The organism is Pseudomonas sp. BC42 (genome assembly GCF_021560055.1).
GTDB lineage: Bacteria > Pseudomonadota > Gammaproteobacteria > Pseudomonadales > Pseudomonadaceae > Aquipseudomonas.
In genome coordinates, this window is the sequence record NZ_CP091067.1 from 6,760,836 (window position 1) to 6,777,064 (window position 16,229).

15 protein-coding genes are annotated in these 16,229 nt (G+C 63.7%); 9 read left to right on the forward strand and 6 right to left on the reverse strand.

The features are described from left to right. Positions 1-367: 367 nt before the first annotated feature. A complete protein-coding gene (polA, locus tag L1O02_RS30520) occupies positions 368-3,160 on the reverse strand; it encodes a DNA polymerase I (protein ID WP_108544923.1) in 2,793 nt (930 codons plus the stop codon). Between the two features lie 74 nt (positions 3,161-3,234). On the opposite strand from polA, the gene L1O02_RS30525 reads away from it, so the two are divergent. Next, a complete protein-coding gene (locus L1O02_RS30525) occupies positions 3,235-3,522 on the forward strand; it encodes a DUF2782 domain-containing protein (protein ID WP_047306771.1) in 288 nt (95 codons plus the stop codon). A 65-nt stretch (positions 3,523-3,587) separates the two neighbouring features. Beyond that, positions 3,588-4,538, forward strand: coding sequence for a homoserine kinase (locus L1O02_RS30530; protein WP_060842080.1), 951 nt, complete (start codon positions 3,588-3,590; stop codon positions 4,536-4,538). A gap of 85 nt (positions 4,539-4,623) precedes the next feature. On the opposite strand, the gene L1O02_RS30535 is transcribed toward L1O02_RS30530, so the two are convergent. Then, the gene (locus L1O02_RS30535) at positions 4,624-5,544 is read right to left on the reverse strand and encodes a zinc ABC transporter substrate-binding protein (RefSeq protein ID WP_235759306.1); all 921 of its coding nucleotides are present in this window, start codon (positions 5,542-5,544) and stop codon (positions 4,624-4,626) included. A gap of 66 nt (positions 5,545-5,610) precedes the next feature. Here L1O02_RS30535 and zur point away from each other — a divergent pair, with 66 nt between their 5' ends. From zur to L1O02_RS30555, 4 genes are read left to right on the forward strand one after another with little or no spacing between them, the layout of a single operon-like run. Beyond that, positions 5,611-6,093 (forward strand): zinc uptake transcriptional repressor Zur, encoded by a 483-nt coding sequence (zur, locus tag L1O02_RS30540; RefSeq protein ID WP_060836879.1) that lies wholly within the window; start codon positions 5,611-5,613, stop codon positions 6,091-6,093. Next, complete coding sequence (znuC, locus tag L1O02_RS30545; RefSeq protein ID WP_060836878.1) at positions 6,093-6,878, forward strand: zinc ABC transporter ATP-binding protein ZnuC; 786 nt, start codon at positions 6,093-6,095, stop codon at positions 6,876-6,878. Before zur ends, znuC begins: the two co-directional genes overlap by 1 nt. Then, entirely contained in the window at positions 6,871-7,659 is a 789-nt protein-coding gene (znuB, locus tag L1O02_RS30550; RefSeq protein ID WP_060836877.1) for a zinc ABC transporter permease subunit ZnuB, read from the forward strand. The genes znuC and znuB overlap by 8 nt, the downstream gene beginning before the upstream one ends. Before the next feature lie 37 nt (positions 7,660-7,696). Then, on the forward strand, positions 7,697-8,416 hold the full coding sequence (locus L1O02_RS30555; RefSeq protein WP_235759308.1) for a PA5502 family lipoprotein: 720 nt from the start codon (positions 7,697-7,699) through the stop codon (positions 8,414-8,416). A 56-nt stretch (positions 8,417-8,472) separates the two neighbouring features. Here the strand turns inward: L1O02_RS30555 and katE are convergent, their stop codons facing one another. Further along, on the reverse strand, positions 8,473-10,611 hold the full coding sequence (katE, locus tag L1O02_RS30560) for a catalase HPII (protein ID WP_235759310.1): 2,139 nt from the start codon (positions 10,609-10,611) through the stop codon (positions 8,473-8,475). Between the two features lie 269 nt (positions 10,612-10,880). Here katE and L1O02_RS30565 point away from each other — a divergent pair, with 269 nt between their 5' ends. The 3 genes from L1O02_RS30565 to L1O02_RS30575 all read left to right on the forward strand — a co-directional run bounded on the left by L1O02_RS30565 (position 10,881) and on the right by L1O02_RS30575 (position 13,399). Beyond that, positions 10,881-11,888, forward strand: coding sequence for a methionine ABC transporter ATP-binding protein (locus tag L1O02_RS30565; protein WP_060842075.1), 1,008 nt, complete (start codon positions 10,881-10,883; stop codon positions 11,886-11,888). Beyond that, positions 11,888-12,562 carry a methionine ABC transporter permease gene (locus L1O02_RS30570; protein ID WP_060836873.1) on the forward strand — a complete coding sequence of 225 codons (675 nt, stop codon included), beginning with the start codon at positions 11,888-11,890 and terminating at the stop codon, positions 12,560-12,562. Before L1O02_RS30565 ends, L1O02_RS30570 begins: the two co-directional genes overlap by 1 nt. A 63-nt stretch (positions 12,563-12,625) precedes the next feature. After that, complete coding sequence (locus L1O02_RS30575; RefSeq protein WP_060836872.1) at positions 12,626-13,399, forward strand: MetQ/NlpA family ABC transporter substrate-binding protein; 774 nt, start codon at positions 12,626-12,628, stop codon at positions 13,397-13,399. 219 nt (positions 13,400-13,618) lie between these two features. Here L1O02_RS30575 and L1O02_RS30580 read toward each other — a convergent pair whose 3' ends face one another. The 3 genes from L1O02_RS30580 to L1O02_RS30590 are packed head-to-tail and all read right to left on the reverse strand — an operon-like array spanning position 13,619 to position 16,220. Further along, positions 13,619-14,254: an SCO family protein gene (locus tag L1O02_RS30580; RefSeq protein WP_060836871.1), complete on the reverse strand. Its 636-nt coding sequence runs from the start codon at positions 14,252-14,254 to the stop codon at positions 13,619-13,621. After that, positions 14,251-15,153, reverse strand: a complete 903-nt coding sequence (gene cyoE, locus L1O02_RS30585) for a heme o synthase (protein ID WP_060836870.1) — start codon at positions 15,151-15,153, stop codon at positions 14,251-14,253. The genes L1O02_RS30580 and cyoE overlap by 4 nt, the downstream gene beginning before the upstream one ends. Next, positions 15,141-16,220: a COX15/CtaA family protein gene (locus L1O02_RS30590; protein WP_060842074.1), complete on the reverse strand. Its 1,080-nt coding sequence runs from the start codon at positions 16,218-16,220 to the stop codon at positions 15,141-15,143. The genes cyoE and L1O02_RS30590 overlap by 13 nt, the downstream gene beginning before the upstream one ends. Between the last annotated feature and the right edge of the window lie 9 nt (positions 16,221-16,229).

Consider the following 16,229-nt stretch of genomic DNA (forward strand, 5'->3'; position numbering starts at 1 on the left):
AGCGGCGGGAAAGCGGAGTTTAGGGGCCTAAATGAGCATTTCCCGCCGCTTTTTAACGCAGCATGGGCGCCGCGCAGGCAATTTTCAGGCAAAAAAAACCCCGGACTTCGTATGGGGAGGGGGAAGTTCGGGGTTCAAGTTCTAGACCGCTAGGGCGGGGTCCAGATATCTGCCAACACTTAACACAACATAGGAGCATCGAAGGGCTTCACCAGCCATTCAGTAACTCTGAGTGGGCTTTCACTGGATTAGTTCCAGCGGGTTGCAAAAACTATTGGCAATAAGCGATGAAATTTTCCGTGCTAATAGCCAGTCGCCAGTTTTTGCCGCGACACTATGCCGCGGCAAAAAGCACTGAAAAGTACCCTTAATGGGCCTCATCCCAGTTATTTCCCACCCCGACTTCCACCAATAACGGCACATCCAGGGTCGCGGCACCGCTCATGTAGCCACGAATCTCGTCGCGCACCTGGTCCACCAGGTCCTCGCGCACTTCCAGCACCAGTTCGTCGTGCACCTGAAGGATGACCCGGGCATCCAGCTGCGAAGACTCCAGCCAGTTGTCCACCGCCACCATGGCTTTCTTGATGATGTCCGCCGCCGTGCCCTGCATCGGCGCGTTGATCGCCGTACGCTCGGCGCCGGCTCGCTCCTGCGGCTTGTTGGAGTTGATCTCCGGCAGGTACAGCCGACGACCGAAGATGGTCTCGACATAGCCCTGATCCGCCGCCTGGGCGCGGGTTCGATCCATGTATTGGCGAACCCCCGGATAGCGGGCGAAATAGGTATCGATATAGGCCTTGGCCGTTTTGGTATCGACCCCTATGTCCTTGCCCAGCTTCTGCGCGCCCATGCCGTAGATCAGGCCGAAGTTGATGGCCTTGGCGCTGCGACGCTGATCGGACGTCACATCCTTGAGCTCCACCTTGAACACTTCGGCCGCAGTGGCGGTGTGCACATCCAGGTTGTTGCGGAAGGCATTGAGCAGGCCTTCGTCCCGGGACAGGTGAGCCATGATCCGCAGCTCGATCTGCGAATAGTCCGCCGCCAGCAGCTTGTAGCCGGGCGGGGCGATAAAGGCCTGGCGAATGCGCCGGCCCTCGGCGGTGCGCACGGGAATGTTCTGCAGGTTCGGATCGCTGGAGGACAACCGGCCGGTGGAAGCCACCGCCTGGTGATAAGACGTGTGGATGCGCCCGGTACGCGGATTGATCTGCTCGGGCAGACGATCGGTGTAGGTGCTCTTCAGCTTGCTCATGGAGCGGTACTGCATCAGCACCCGCGGCAACGGATAGTCGTCCTCGGCGAGCTTGGCCAGCACCTCTTCAGCCGTGGAAGGCTGGCCCTTGGCGGTCTTTTTCAGCACCGGCAGGCCAAGCTTGTCGTAGAGGATGCTGCCCAATTGCTTGGGCGAGCCCAGGTTGAACTCCTCACCGGCGATCTCGAAGGCTTCGCGCTCCAGGGCCACCATCTTGTCCCCCAGCTCGATGCTCTGCACGCCCAGGAGCTTGTCATCCACCAGTGCGCCCTGGCGCTCGATGCGTGCCAGGACCGGCACCAGCGGCATCTCGATATCGGTGAGGACGCTGGCCAGACTCGGGATAGCGGTCAGTTTTTCGAAGAGCGTCTGATGCAGACGCAGGGTGATATCGGCGTCTTCAGCGGCGTAGGGACCGGCCTGCTCGAGCGGAATCTGATCGAAAGTCAGCTGCTTGGCACCCTTGCCGGCAATGTCCTGGAAGCTCACGGTGGTGTGGTCCAGGTACTTCAGCGCCAGGCTGTCCATGTCATGGCGGGTGGCGGTGGAGTTGAGCACGTAGGACTCAAGCATGGTGTCGAAGGCGATGCCGCGCACAGTGATGCCATTGGCCTGATCGCCGCCAATCGCGCAATTGGCCAGGATGTTCATGTCGAACTTGGCGTGCTGACCGACCTTGAGCAGCTTGGGGTCCTCCAGCAACGGCTTCAGGGCCAGCAACACGGTGTCGCGGTCCAGTTGCTCCGGCACGCCCATGTAGGAGTGGGTCAACGGGATGTAGGCCGCTTCCCCGGCCTTGACCGCAAACGACAGCCCCACCAGTTGCGCCTGCTGGGCATCGATGCCGGTGGTCTCGGTATCGAAGGCAATCAGCTTGGCGTTCTTCAGTTTTTCCAGCCAGACGGCAAAACGCTCCTGGTCGAGGATGGTTTCGTACTGCAGCTCAAGCGCTGGCTGTTCGGCAGCCGGCGGCTGCGGCGCAGCGGCCGGTGCCGGCTCGGCCCCACTGAGCTCGACGCGCTTGGCGTCGCGCTGCAACTCGTCAAGCCAGCTCTTGAATTCCAGCAGGCTGTAGAGCTCCACCAGCTTCTCGCGATCCGGCTCGCCCAGGTGCAGGTCGTCGAGCCCGATATCCAGCGGCACGTCCACCTTGATGGTTGCCAACTGATAGGACAGGAAGGCCATTTCCTTGTGCTCTTCGAGCTTGGCCGGCAGGGTCTTGGCCCCGCGAATCGGCAGGGTCGGCACGATATCGAGCTGCTCGTACAACTCCTTGAGCCCGCCGTTGACCCCTACCAGCAGCCCGGAAGCCGTCTTCGGACCGATACCCGGCACCCCAGGGATGTTGTCGGAAGAGTCGCCCATCAATGCCAGGTAATCGATGATCTGCTCGGGAGCGACACCGAATTTCTCCTTCACGCCTTCCACATCCATGCTGCTACCAGACATGGTGTTGACCAGCGTAATGTGCCCATCCACCAACTGGGCCATGTCCTTGTCACCGGTGGAGATCACCACCGGACGATCCGCCGCCGCGCTGCTGCGGGCCAGGGTGCCGATCACGTCGTCGGCCTCGACCCCTTCCACACACAGCAACGGGAAACCCAGGGCGATCACACTGGCGTGCAAGGGCTCGATCTGCACCCGCATATCGTCGGGCATGCTCGGACGGTTGGCCTTGTAATGGGCATACATGTCGTCGCGGAAGGTCCCGCCCTTGGCGTCGAAGACCACGGCGAACGGGCTGTCCGGGTACTGCTTGCGCAGACTCTTGAGCATGTTCAGCACGCCCTTGACCGCGCCCGTGGGCAGGCCTTTGGAAGTGGTCAGCGGTGGCAACGCATGAAACGCGCGGTACAGATAAGAAGAACCGTCCACCAGGACGAGGGGGGCTTGGCTCATGAGCGGGATCAACCTTTTCGGCGGGTCCGGCGCTAGAATAGCGGGACCGTTGACGACAAAGGGACAAGGTTATCATGCGCACACTAAATCGCTTGCTGCTGGCCGGCTTGATTGCAATCGCTCCAATGGCCGTGATCGCCGCAGAAGATGCGCCGTCAGCGGACCCGCAAGTCACCATTCGCACGGAAGGCGACAAGACCATCCAGGAATACCGGCAAAATGGCTTTCTGTACGCCATCAAGGTCACGCCCAAGGGCGGCAAGCCCTATTTCCTGGTGCGCGCTGATGGCTCCGACGGTAACTTCATCCGTTCGGATCAGCCGGATATGCTGATCCCTGCGTGGAAAATCTTTGAGTGGTAAGCCACTCCGACTTCAACTCAATGGCGCTGGCTGAATAGCGGCGCCCGTACTGGCAGTTTTTAACCATGTCTGTGTTCACCCCCCTGGCTCGGCCCGAGCTGGAAACCTTTCTCGCCCCGTATGGGCTCGGCCGCCTGCTTGACTTCCAGGGGATCGCCGCTGGTAGCGAAAACACCAACTTCTTCATCAGCCTGGAACAGGGCGAATTCGTCCTGACCCTGGTGGAACGCGGCCCGGTCCAGGAAATGCCGTTCTTCATCGAGCTGCTGGACGTGCTGCACCAAGCCAACCTGCCGGTGCCCTACGCCCTGCGCACCACCGATGGCGTCGCCCTGCGGGAGCTGGCGGGCAAGCCGGCGCTGCTGCAACCGCGGCTGGCGGGCAAGCACATCAAGGAAGCCAACGCCCAGCATTGCGCCCAGGTCGGTGAGTTGCTCGGCCACCTGCACGTGGCCACCAAGGACAACATGATCAAGCGCAAGACCGATCGTGGCCTGGACTGGATGCAGGAAGAGGGCGCACAACTGCTGTCGCACCTGGATGCTGCCGCTCAAGACCTGCTGCAGCGGGCGCTGGATGAAATCGTCGCACAGAAGACCCGGATCCTCGCCCTGCCCAGGGCCAACATCCACGCCGATCTGTTCCGCGACAACGCCATGTTCGAAGGCACCCACCTGACCGGCCTGATCGACTTCTACAACGCCTGCTCGGGACCGATGCTCTACGACGTGGCCATTGCCCTGAACGACTGGTGCTCCGACGCCGAAGGCGTGATCGACGGCCAGCGCGCCCGGGCCCTGCTCGGCGCCTACGCCAGCTTGCGGCCCTTCACTGCGGCAGAGGCCGAGCTCTGGCCGACCATGCTGCGGGTCGCCTGCGTGCGCTTCTGGCTGTCACGGCTGATTGCCGCCGAGAGCTTCGCCGGACAGGACGTGCTGATTCACGATCCGATGGAGTTCCAGCAGCGCCTGGCACAGCGGCAACGGATCAACATCGCGCTGCCGTTCGCCCTGTAAAACGCTTCGCGGGCAAGCCCGCTCCTACAGAGCGCACCTGTAGGAGCGGGCTTGCCCGCGAAAGACACCCCGCAACAATCCCTGCTTAAAGCTGCTCCAGACAGCCCGCCAGATCGTTCCCCAATTTCTCCAGCACCTGCTCATAGCCCTGAGCGGTCGCGGGCGTGTACCCGCCCAGCGCATCCAGCTCCGCCAGCGTCACCGGCAGCCCGGCCACCAGGGTTTCCGCCAACCGCGGACGCAGAGGCGGCTCGCTGAACACACAGGTCTTGCCCACTTGCTGCAACCGCGCGCGCATGGCGGCGACATGCTGGGCCCCCGGCTGGACTTCCGCGGCAACGCTGAAGACTCCGGTGTGCTTGAGGCCATAGGCGTCTTCGAAGTAGTCGAAGGCTTCGTGGAAGACGAAGTAAGGCTTGCCGGCGATGCCTGCCAGACGGGTTTTCAAGCGGGCGTCCAGGGCATCCAGGCGCTCATTGAAGGCTTTCAGGTTGCTCTGGTAGCGAGCGGCATTGGCCGGGTCGGCGGCGCTCAGGTCGGCGGCCATGCGGCTGGCGATCACCCGAGCATTGACCGGCGACAGCCACAGGTGCGCATCCAGGGTGCCAGGGCGGTGGTCATGGTCATGTTCGTCGGCATCTTCGGCGTTAGAATGGCTATCTTCGGCGAAATGGCGAAGTTTCATGCCCGGCAGGTCCTGCACCGCCACCGATGGCAGGCTGCGGCCCTTCAGCACCCGCGGCAGGAAACCTTCCATGTCCGGGCCGATCCAGTACAGCAGGTCGACGCTTTGCACCTTGCGCACGTCCGAAGGGCGCAGCGCATAGTTGTGCGGCGAGGCTCCCGGCGGCAACAGCACTTCGGGCACCGCCACGCCGTCCTGCACCGCCGCGGCAATCAGTTGCAAGGGTTTGATGCTGGTGAGGACCCGGACTTCGGCCTGGGCCGAGCCGATCGCGAACAGGCTGAAGGTAAAAGCGACAAAAAGGCGAAAAAGTCTGGACACGATGGACACTCGAAGAGGCGAGAACGGGTAACATAATAACGTCTCTCACAAACCTCGTCGCCGCTCATGCCTAAAACACCCCTCGCCAGCCGTCCCCACGACCACTCTCACTGCGTGCACAGCGCACTGTCTGAGGCCGACGCTCTGTGCGCACGGCAAGGCCTGCGCCTGACCGCCCTGCGCCGGCGGGTGCTGGAGCTGGTGTGGCAAAGCCACAAGCCCCTGGGGGCCTACGACATCCTGGCCGTGCTCAGCGAGCAGGACGGCCGCCGCGCCGCGCCGCCAACGGTGTACCGGGCGCTGGATTTCCTCCTGGAAAACGGCCTGGTGCACCGCATTGCCTCGCTCAACGCCTTCGTCGGCTGCAACCACCCGGAGCACGCGCACCAGGGTCAGTTCCTGATCTGCCGCGAGTGCCACGCAGCCATCGAGCTGGAACAGAAATCCATCAGCGACGCCATCATCACCAGCGCCCGCGACGTCGGCTTCGTGGTCGAGGGCCAGACCGTCGAAGTGGTCGGGCTCTGCTCGGGCTGCCAGGGGGCTTGATGAGCACAGCGTTGATCCGCCTCGAGCAGGTCGGGGTGACCTTTGCCGGGCAGAGCGTGCTGGACAACATCCAGCTCAGCGTCGAGCCGGGGCAGATCGTGACCCTGATCGGCCCCAATGGCGCCGGCAAGACCACCCTGGTGCGCGCCGTTCTCGGCCTGCTCAAGCCCGATACCGGCAGTGTCTGGCGCAAACCGCGGCTGCGGGTGGGCTACATGCCGCAGAAACTCCACGTCGACCCGACCCTGCCGCTGTCGGTGCTGCGCTTTCTGCGCCTGGTGCCGGGGGTGGATCGCAACCGAGCGCTGGCGGCCCTCAAGGAAGTCGGCGCCGAACAGGTGATCGACAGCCCGGTGCAAAGCATTTCCGGCGGCGAGATGCAGCGCGTGCTGCTGGCCCGGGCTCTGCTGCGCGAGCCCGAACTGCTGGTGCTCGACGAACCGGTGCAAGGCGTCGATGTGGCCGGCCAGGCCGAGCTCTACAGCCTGATCACCCGCCTGCGGGACCGTCACGGTTGCGGCGTGTTGATGGTCTCCCACGACCTGCACCTGGTAATGAGTACCACCGACCAGGTGGTCTGCCTCAACCGCCACGTCTGCTGCTCCGGGCACCCCGAGCAGGTCAGCGGCGACCCGGCCTTCGTCGAGCTGTTCGGCAAGAACGCGCCGAGCCTGGCGATCTACCACCATCACCACGATCACGCCCATGACCTGCATGGCTCCGTGGTCACCCAGCCCGCCGCGGGCCACGTCCATGTCCACGGAGAAAACTGCAAGCATGGCTGATTTTCTGCTCTACGCCCTGCTCGCAGGTCTGGCTCTGGCGGTGGTCGCCGGGCCCTTGGGCTCGTTCGTGGTCTGGCGGCGCATGGCCTACTTTGGCGACACCCTGTCCCACGCCGCGCTGCTGGGGGTGGCCCTGGGTTTCCTGCTGGATGTCAGCCCGGCGGTAGCGGTCACCGTAGGCTGCCTGCTGCTGGCGGTGCTGCTGGTGACCCTGCAACAACGCCAGCCCCTGGCATCCGACACGCTGCTGGGGATTCTTGCTCCCAGCACCCTGTCCCTGGGCCTGGTGGTACTAAGCTTCATGCATGAAGTGCGAATCGACCTGATGGCCTACCTGTTCGGTGACCTGCTGGCGATCAGCCCCGGCGACCTGGCGTGGATTCTCGGCGGCAGCGCGGCGGTGCTCCTGCTGCTGGTTGCCCTGTGGCGCCCTCTGCTGGCAATCACCGTGCACGAGGAACTGGCCAGGGTCGAAGGCCTGCCCGTGGCATCGCTGCGCCTGGCGCTGATGCTGCTGATCGCCGTGGTCATTGCGGTGGCGATGAAGATTGTCGGGGTGTTGCTGATTACCTCGTTGCTGATCATCCCGGCCGCTGCGGCACAGCGTCACGCCCGCTCGCCGGAGCAGATGGCCCTGGGCGCGAGCCTGCTGGGCATGCTCGCGGTCTGTGGCGGACTGGCGCTGTCCTGGTTCAAGGACACCCCGGCCGGACCGTCGATCGTGGTGGTGGCCGCCGCACTGTTTCTGCTGAGTTTTGTTCTGCCCCGTCGAGGGGTGTAGACTTGCTCGCTTTTTGCGCAATTAGAGAGTCGCAGGAATGAAGCCGTTCGCCTCCCGTTATCTGCTCCTTGTCGCATTCTCCCTGCTGCTGGGGGCCTGCCAAAGCACGCCACCGGCGACCACCGAGGTCCCCGATGCGCGGGCCACGGCCATCGCGCAGCTGGAACAAAACATTGCCAGCAACGAGCTGGCGACAGCGGAAGATCAGCTCAGTGCATTGCAGGCACAAACCCCTGACGACCCGCAGCTGGTGCAATACCAGCGGCAGATTGCCGAGGCCTACCTGCAACGCAGCCAGATCGTCCTGCAAAAGGGTGACGTGAATGCCGCCGCCACCGCCCTGAGCCGGGCCCGGGCGCTGATGCCCAAGGCACCGGCGCTGACCGGAGGGGTCAACAACGCCATTGCCCATGCGCGCAAGGCCGAGCTGGAACAGGCCGAAGCCGCCTTGAAGGCCGCCGAGGCACGTCCAGCGGCCCGGCTGATCGATCCTTCCGCCCAGAGCAGCACCATTGCCCTGTATGTCACCGATATCCGCAAGCTGCGTAAGCAGCTCGATGCGCTGGCCGCCGACGTGGTGAATTACCAGTGCGATGTGCACATTCAGGTGCCGCGCACCGAGGACTACCCTTGGCTGTCGACCCTGCTGAGCAAGCGGGTGAAGAAGCTCGATCCGGACTTCGAACAGAAAATCAGCAGACAGATCGTGCGCCATGTCCCGGCGCAAATGGTCTTGAGCCCACGCAAGGCGCAGTAAAGCCTCAGTCGGCCAGCCGGTTCCCTACGGGAGCGGGCTGGCCGGCGAAAGCGTGTTCAGGCCGGGATCGCCTTGGCCCTTTCCTCCCGACTCCACACCCGATGCTGAGCCATGGCGGCAAAGAACGCCTTCGGCGCCTTGGCATCGCCCCCCACAATCAAACCGTCATCCGCCTCCAGCCTGAGCACGTCCAGCAACTCCCGGGCTTCGCCGTGCAAGGCGATGGCCTTGAGATGCTTGTAGGCCTCCAACAGGTAATGCAAAGCCACGCCATTGCCGCTCAGGGTCTTGATCGATTGCGCACCACCCGGCACGAACACCGCATCGAAAGCCACTGAAGGCAAGCCCTCCATGGAGGCATCCACCGCCAGGCGCTGGCCATCCGCGGTGGTCACCGGCGCCGAGGTCGGCCCCAGCAGCTTGGCGTGAGCACCCTGGGCCTTGAGGGCCTTCTTCAACCCTTCGATCGCCGCACCATCGACGCCGTTGGCCGCCAGAATCGCCACTTTCCGGGTTTTGATATCCCCCGACAGCAGGTTGGCCTGGCTCAGGGCCGGCGAGCGGGTCAATGCGGTCTTGCGCTCGGCCACCGTGGCCTGCTTCGGCGCCGCCAAGCCGAGGTTTTCCGCCACGCGCGCGGCCAGTTGCAGATCGATGTTGGCCAGGATCTCGTTGACCTGCCGCTCGCGGATCCACGGCCGCTCGACCTTGCCCAACTCGAAGCTGTAGGCCGCGATGATGTGTTCCTGCTCGTGCTTGCTCATGCTGTTGAAGAACAGCCGCGCCTGGGAGAAGTGATCACCAAACGACTCGCTGCGCTGGCGGATCTTGTGGGCATCGATGCGCTCGTTGTAGCTCTCGAAGCCACCGTCCTGGGCCGCCGGCGGGGTTTCTTTGGGCCAGCCGCCATCGATGGAGTTCGGCTCATAGGCTGCCCGGCCCTTGTCGATGGTGCTGCGGTGCATGGCGTCGCGCTGCCCGTTGTGCAGCGGGGTCAGCGGACGGTTGATCGGCAGTTCATGAAAGTTCGGCCCGCCCAGGCGACTGATCTGGGTATCGGTGTAGGAAAACAGCCGCCCTTGCAGCAGCGGGTCATTGGAGAAGTCGATCCCCGGCACGATGTGCCCCGGGCAGAAGGCGACCTGCTCGGTTTCGGCGAAGTAATTGTCGGGGTTGCGGTTGAGCACCATCTTGCCGAGGGGCGTGATCGGCACCAGCTCCTCGGGGATCAGTTTGGTGGGGTCGAGAATGTCGAAGTCGAAATTGTGTTCGTCCTCTTCGGCGATGATCTGCACGCCGAACTCCCACTCCGGGTAATCCCCGGTTTCGATGGCGTCCCACAGGTCGCGGCGATGAAAGTCGGTGTCCTTGCCCGCGAGCTTCTGCGCCTCGTCCCAGACCAGGGAACAGGTGCCCACCGCCGGCCGCCAGTGGAACTTGACGAAGCTTGCGCGCCCCTCGGCGTTGATCAGGCGAAAGGTGTGCACGCCAAAGCCCTGCATGCTGCGCAGGCTTTTCGGAATGGCCCGGTCGGACATGGCCCAGATCACCATGTGCGCCGACTCCGGCTGCAGGGAGACGAAGTCCCAGAAGGTGTCGTGGGCCGAGCCGCCGGTGGGGATTTCGTTGTGGGGCTCGGGCTTCACGGCATGCACGAAGTCGGGAAACTTGATCGCGTCCTGGATGAAGAACACCGGCATGTTGTTGCCCACCAGATCGAAGTTGCCCTCGTCGGTGAAGAACTTCACTGCAAACCCCCGGACATCGCGCACGGTATCGCCGGAGCCTCTTGGCCCCTGGACCGTGGAAAAGCGCACGAACACCGGGGTCTTCTTCTGCGGATCACGCAGGAAACCGGCCTTGGTCAGCGCCGAATGATTGTCGTAGCTCTGGAAGTAACCATGGGCACCGACGCCGCGGGCATGAACGATGCGCTCGGGGATCCGCTCATGGTCAAAGTGGGTGATCTTCTCCCGCATGATGAAGTCTTCCAGCAGCGAAGGCCCGCGGGCGCCCAGTTTCAGGCTGTTCTGGTTGTCGGCGACTTTCACCCCCTGATTGGTCCGCAAGGCCTGGCCGGTGGCATCGGAGCGGAACGGCTCCAGGCTCTGCAACTTGCGGTTGCTGTTGCCGCGGTCCAGGGTATCGGTCCCGGCCATCTGGCTTTTCGGGGCATTGGGCTTTTTCGTACTCATCAGGCAAGAACTCCTCGTTGGCGAAATCCCTGGCGCGCCGGGGCTTCGTGAACACAGGCCCACAGGCACGGTACCTGGGGCTTTCGAGTGGCTTAAGTAGTGACTGACGAGAAACGGCGAGCGTTCCTTTTTTATGACCTTTGATCGCGTTATCGCCAAATGGCAGGATGTTCGCGAAATAAATGCTAAGAACCTCTATACGGACAGGCTAAAATGCGCGCCCGGCTAACCGCTGATCCTTTTCTAACGCGCCCCACAAGGTTCGCTACGTGATCGAGTTTCAAAACGTCCATAAAACCTACCGGGTCGCCGGTAAGGATATTCCCGCCCTGCACCCGACCAGTCTTCGGGTCGAGAATGGCCAGGTGTTCGGCCTGATCGGTCATTCCGGGGCGGGCAAAAGTACCCTGCTGCGCCTGATCAACCGCCTGGAAAACCCCAGCGGCGGTCAGATCATCGTCGACGGCGAAGAGGTCACCGCGCTGAATGCCAACGGCCTGCGCCGCTTCCGCCAGCAGGTCGGGATGATCTTCCAGCACTTCAACCTGCTGTCGTCCAAGACCGTGGCCGACAACGTCGCGCTGCCCCTGACCCTGGCCGGCGAGCTGTCACGCAGCGACATCGAGCGTCGCGTCGCCGAGCTGCTGGATCGGGTCGGCCTGGCCGACCACGCCAAGAAATACCCGGCGCAGCTGTCCGGCGGCCAGAAGCAGCGCGTCGGCATCGCCCGCGCCCTGGCCACCAAGCCGAAGATCCTTTTGTGCGACGAAGCCACCAGCGCCCTCGATCCGCAGACCACCGCCTCGGTCCTGCAACTGCTGGCCGAGATCAACCGCGAGCTGAAGCTGACCATCGTCCTGATCACCCATGAGATGGACGTGATCCGTCGCGTCTGCGATCAGGTGGCGGTGATGGACGCCGGCCGCATCGTCGAACAGGGGCCGGTGGCCGAGGTGTTCCTGCACCCCAAGCACCCGACCACCAAGCGTTTCGTCCAGGAAGACGAGCAGATCGACGAGAACGAGCAGCGCGACGACTTCGCCCATGTGCCGGGGCGCATCGTGCGCCTGACCTTCCAGGGCGAGGCCACCTACGCGCCGTTGCTGGGCACCGTGGCCCGGGAGACCGGGGTCGACTACAGCATCCTCGCCGGACGCATCGACCGCATCAAAGACACCCCTTACGGGCAACTGACCCTGGCCATCACCGGCGGTGACATGGAAGCGGCCTTCGCCCGCTTCACCGCAGCGGATGTCCACATGGAGGTGCTGCGCTAATGAGCGGCTTACTGCATTACTTCGACAACGTTGACTGGGCCGATATCGGGGTGGCGACCAGCGACACCATGGTCATGCTCAGCACGTCCCTGTTCTTCACCGTACTGGTGGGCCTGCCGCTGGGCGTCCTGCTGTTCCTGTGCAGCCCAAAGCAGTTGCTGGAACAGAAAAATGTCTATTCGGTCCTGGGCTTCGTGGTCAACGCCATCCGCTCGCTGCCGTTCATCATCCTGCTGATCGTGATGATTCCCACCACCATCCTCATCACCGGCACCTCCCTGGGTGTGGCGGGGGCCATTCCGCCGCTGGTGGTGGGCGCCTCCACCTTCTTCGCCCGACTGGTGGAAACCGCGCTGCGTGAAGTGGATCGCGGCATCATCGAGGCCACCCAGGCCATGGGCGCCACCACCCGGCAGATCATCATGAACGCCCTGCTGCCCGAGGCTTGCCCGGGTATCATCGCGGCGATCACGGTCACCGCCATCGCCCTGGTCGGCTACACCGCCATGGCCGGTGTCGTGGGTGCCGGCGGCCTCGGCGATCTGGCTATCCGTTATGGCTACCAGCGCTTCCAGGACGATGTGATGGTGGTGACCGTGGTGCTGCTGATTGTATTGGTTCAGGTTCTGCAAACCGTCGGCGATAAGCTGGTGGTGCATTTTTCCCGCAAATAATTGCAAACGCCGGCCCTGGCCGGCAGGTGCCCGGGGTCGGGCGACTTACAAGGAGCTTGTTCGATGAAAAAACTACTCGTCGCTTTCGCAGCCGTTGCCGCGTTCTCCGCGCACGCCGCCGAAACCCTGACCGTGGCCGCCACACCGGTGCCCCACGCCGAGATCCTGGAGTTCGTCAAACCGGCCCTGGCCAAAGAAGGCGTGGACCTGAAGGTCAAGGTCTTCACCGACTACGTGCAGCCCAACGTGCAAGTGGCCGAGAAACGCCTGGACGCCAACTTCTTCCAGCACCAGCCGTACCTGGATGAGTTCAACAAGACCAAGGGCACCAAGCTGGTGAGCGTGGCCGGCGTGCACGTGGAGCCCCTGGGCGCCTACTCCAGCAAGTACAAGCAACTGTCCGAACTGCCGGGCGGCGCCACCGTGGTGATCCCCAACGACGCCACCAACGGCGGCCGCGCGCTGCTGCTGCTGGACAAGGCCGGCCTGATCAAGCTCAAGGATTCCAACAGCATCCTGGCCACCGTCAAGGACATCACCGAGAACCCCAAGGACCTGAAGTTCCGTGAACTGGAAGCCGCCACCATCCCGCGCGTGCTGACCCAGGTCGACCTGGCCCTGATCAACACCAACTACGCCCTGGAAGCCAAGCTGGACCCGTCCAAGGACGCCCTGGTGATCGAAGGCAAGGACTCGCCTTACGTGAACATCCTGGTGGCCCGTCCTGACGACAAGGACTCGGACGCCATGAAGAAACTGATCGCGGCCCTGCACAGCCCGCAAGTGAAGCAATTCATTATCGAGAAGTACAAAGGCGCGATCGTGCCGGCATTCTGATCGGTTGCAGAAACACAAACGGGGCGCCTTGGGGCGCCCCGTTTTGTTTGTAGCCGCTGCCGAAGGCTGCGATAAGGCGCGAAGCGCCTTCAGAGGGCCTCGAAGAGCACGCGTCCTCTTCGAGGCCGATCGCAGCCTGCGGCAGCGGCTACAGGGTTCAGCAGTTCAGCAGTTCAGCAGTTCAGCAGTTCAGCAGTTCAGCAGTTCAAGCATGCCGCGTCATTGGCGCTGCAACATCACCGGCAGCTGCGCCACCAGCTTCTGGTTGTTCAGCGGTGCGCGGATAAAGCCGCGCTGGCGGCCGTCCGGACCGATCACCGCCAGGTTGCCGCTGTGGTCCACGGTGTAGTTGGGCTTGCTGGTGTCCGCCGGAATGAACGGAATGCTCACGGCATTGGCCAGCTTCTGCAGGTCTTCCACCGAAGCGGCGGTCAGTCCCTTGAAGTCCTTGTCGAAGTAGCCCAGGTACTGCTTGAGCTGTTGCGGCGTATCGCGGTTGGGGTCGACGCTGACCAGGATCACCTGCAGCTTGTCCACCGCCTCCTTGGGCAGCTCGCTCTTGATCTGCCGCAGTTGCGCCAGGGTGGTGGGGCAGATGTCCGGGCAGAAGGTGTAGCCGAAAAACAGCAGCGACCATTTGCCCTTCAACTCATCGATCACCACGGGCTGGCCATCCTGGTCGAGCATCTTCACCGCCGGCAGCGTGCGGCTCTGGGGCAGGAGGATGATGCCGGCATCGATCAATGCGGTGGGATCACCCTGACCCTTGCCGGACAGTACTTTGTTGACGGTCAGCCCCAGGACCAGGGCCACCAGTGCAACGAGAATAAAGACGGTTTTCTGAGTTCGAGTCATAGGTTCAACAGTAGGTAGTGGTCTACGAGCAGGGCGATGAACAGCAGGAACAAGTAATAAATAGAGTACTTGAAGGTGTTGATCGCCGCGTGCGGCCGAGTGCCACGGTACAGCACCCAGGCCCATTGCAGGAAGCGCCCGCCCAGGACCAGGGCGCACACCAGGTACAGCACGCCGCTCATGTGAATGGCATAGGGCAGCAGGCTCACCGCCAGCAGGGCAAAGGTATAGAGCAGGATGTGCACCTTGGTGTAATGCTCGCCGTGAGTCACCGGCAACATCGGAATATCGGCCTTGGCGTACTCCTCCTTGCGATGGATCGCCAGGGCCCAGAAGTGCGGCGGGGTCCAGGCGAAGATGATCAGCACCAGCAACAGCGGTTCGGCGCTCAGGTGCCCGGTGGCGGCGACCCAGCCCAGCAGCGGCGGGGCCGCGCCGGCCAGCCCGCCGATCACGATGTTCTGCGGCGTCGCGCGCTTCAGAAAGCCGGTGTAGACCACCGCATAGCCCAGCAGGGAGGCCAGGGTCAGCCAGGCCGTCAGCGGATTGGTGAAGGCCAGCAGCAGGGCCTGCCCGGCCAGGGCCAGGCACAGGGCAAACGCCAGGGCGGCCCGGGGTGAAACCCGGCCTTCGGCCAGGGGCCGCTTGTGGGTCCGGGCCATCAGCGCATCGATGCGCCGGTCCACCACATGGTTCACCGCCGCCGCGCCACCTGCGCACAGGGCAATGCCCAGGTTGCCAAACACCAGCACCGTCCACGGCACCCCGGCGCGGGTGGCAAGGAACATGCCCACCAGGGAGGTGATGAGCATCAACACCACCACCTTGGGTTTGGTCAGCTCCAGATAATCACGCCAGATCGCCCGGGGCTGCTGACGTTCGCCAATCAGAGTCGCCATGGCATCTCTCCTTTGATGGTGATGGGACCGGCCACCTGTTTGCGCGGGCTCAGACGCCAGCCCAGGGGCAGGCGATCCCGGGCCTGCACCAGGCTGGTACGAGCGTGATAGTTGACCAGCACCAGGGTCAGCAGCAGCGCCGCGCCGCCGGCGTTGTGCGCCACCGCCACCGGCAGAGGCAGGTGGAACAGTACGTTGCTCAGGCCCAGGCTGATCTGCGCCCCCAGGGCCAGCAGCACCAGCCCGGCCAGACGGGTCATGCCGGTCTGCCGCAGTTGCCAGGCCAGCCCCAGCAACACCAGGGTCACCAACACCGCGCCGAGCCGGTGGGTCATGTGGATGGCGGTGCGGGCGTCACTGTCCAGTTGCCCGCCCAGGTAGTTGGGGCCGATGTGCTGGGTCAGGTGAAAGCCGTTGGCAAAGTCCATGTTCGGCCACCACTGGCCATGGCAGGTGGGCAGGTCGATACAGGCCACCGCCGCATAGTTGGAACTGACCCAGCCGCCCAGGGCGATCTGCCCGATCACCAGCACCAGCCCGGCCGTGGCCCAGTACTGCAGGCGCCGCGGCACGATCAGCGCCGGCAGCACACCGGACAGGCGCAAGGTCAGCAGGAACAGCAGGCTCAAGGTGGCAAAGCCCCCCAGCAGATGCGCGGTGACCACCTGGGGCCAGAGCTTGAGGGTCACCGTCCACATGCCGAAGGCCGCCTGGGCGAACACCACCGCCAGGAGGAACAGCGGCAGCTTCAGCGGCTGCCCGGGATGCCGGCGATGGCTCCAGGCGCGGGCCGCCAGCAGCACGATCAACAGCCCCAGGGTGCCGGCGAAGTAGCGGTGGATCATCTCGTTCCAGCCCTTGTGGGCCTCCACCGGGGTATCGGGAAAGTGCCGCTCGGCATGGGCCAGCTGCGCCTCGCTTTGCGGCACGCTGATAAAGCCGTAGCAGCCGGGCCAGTCCGGACAGCCCAGCCCGGCATGGGTCAGCCGGGTGTAGGCGCCGAGCAACACCACGATCAGGGCCAGCAAGGTGGCTAACAACGCGAGGCGAAATCCAGGTTTGGCCATGACGATGCC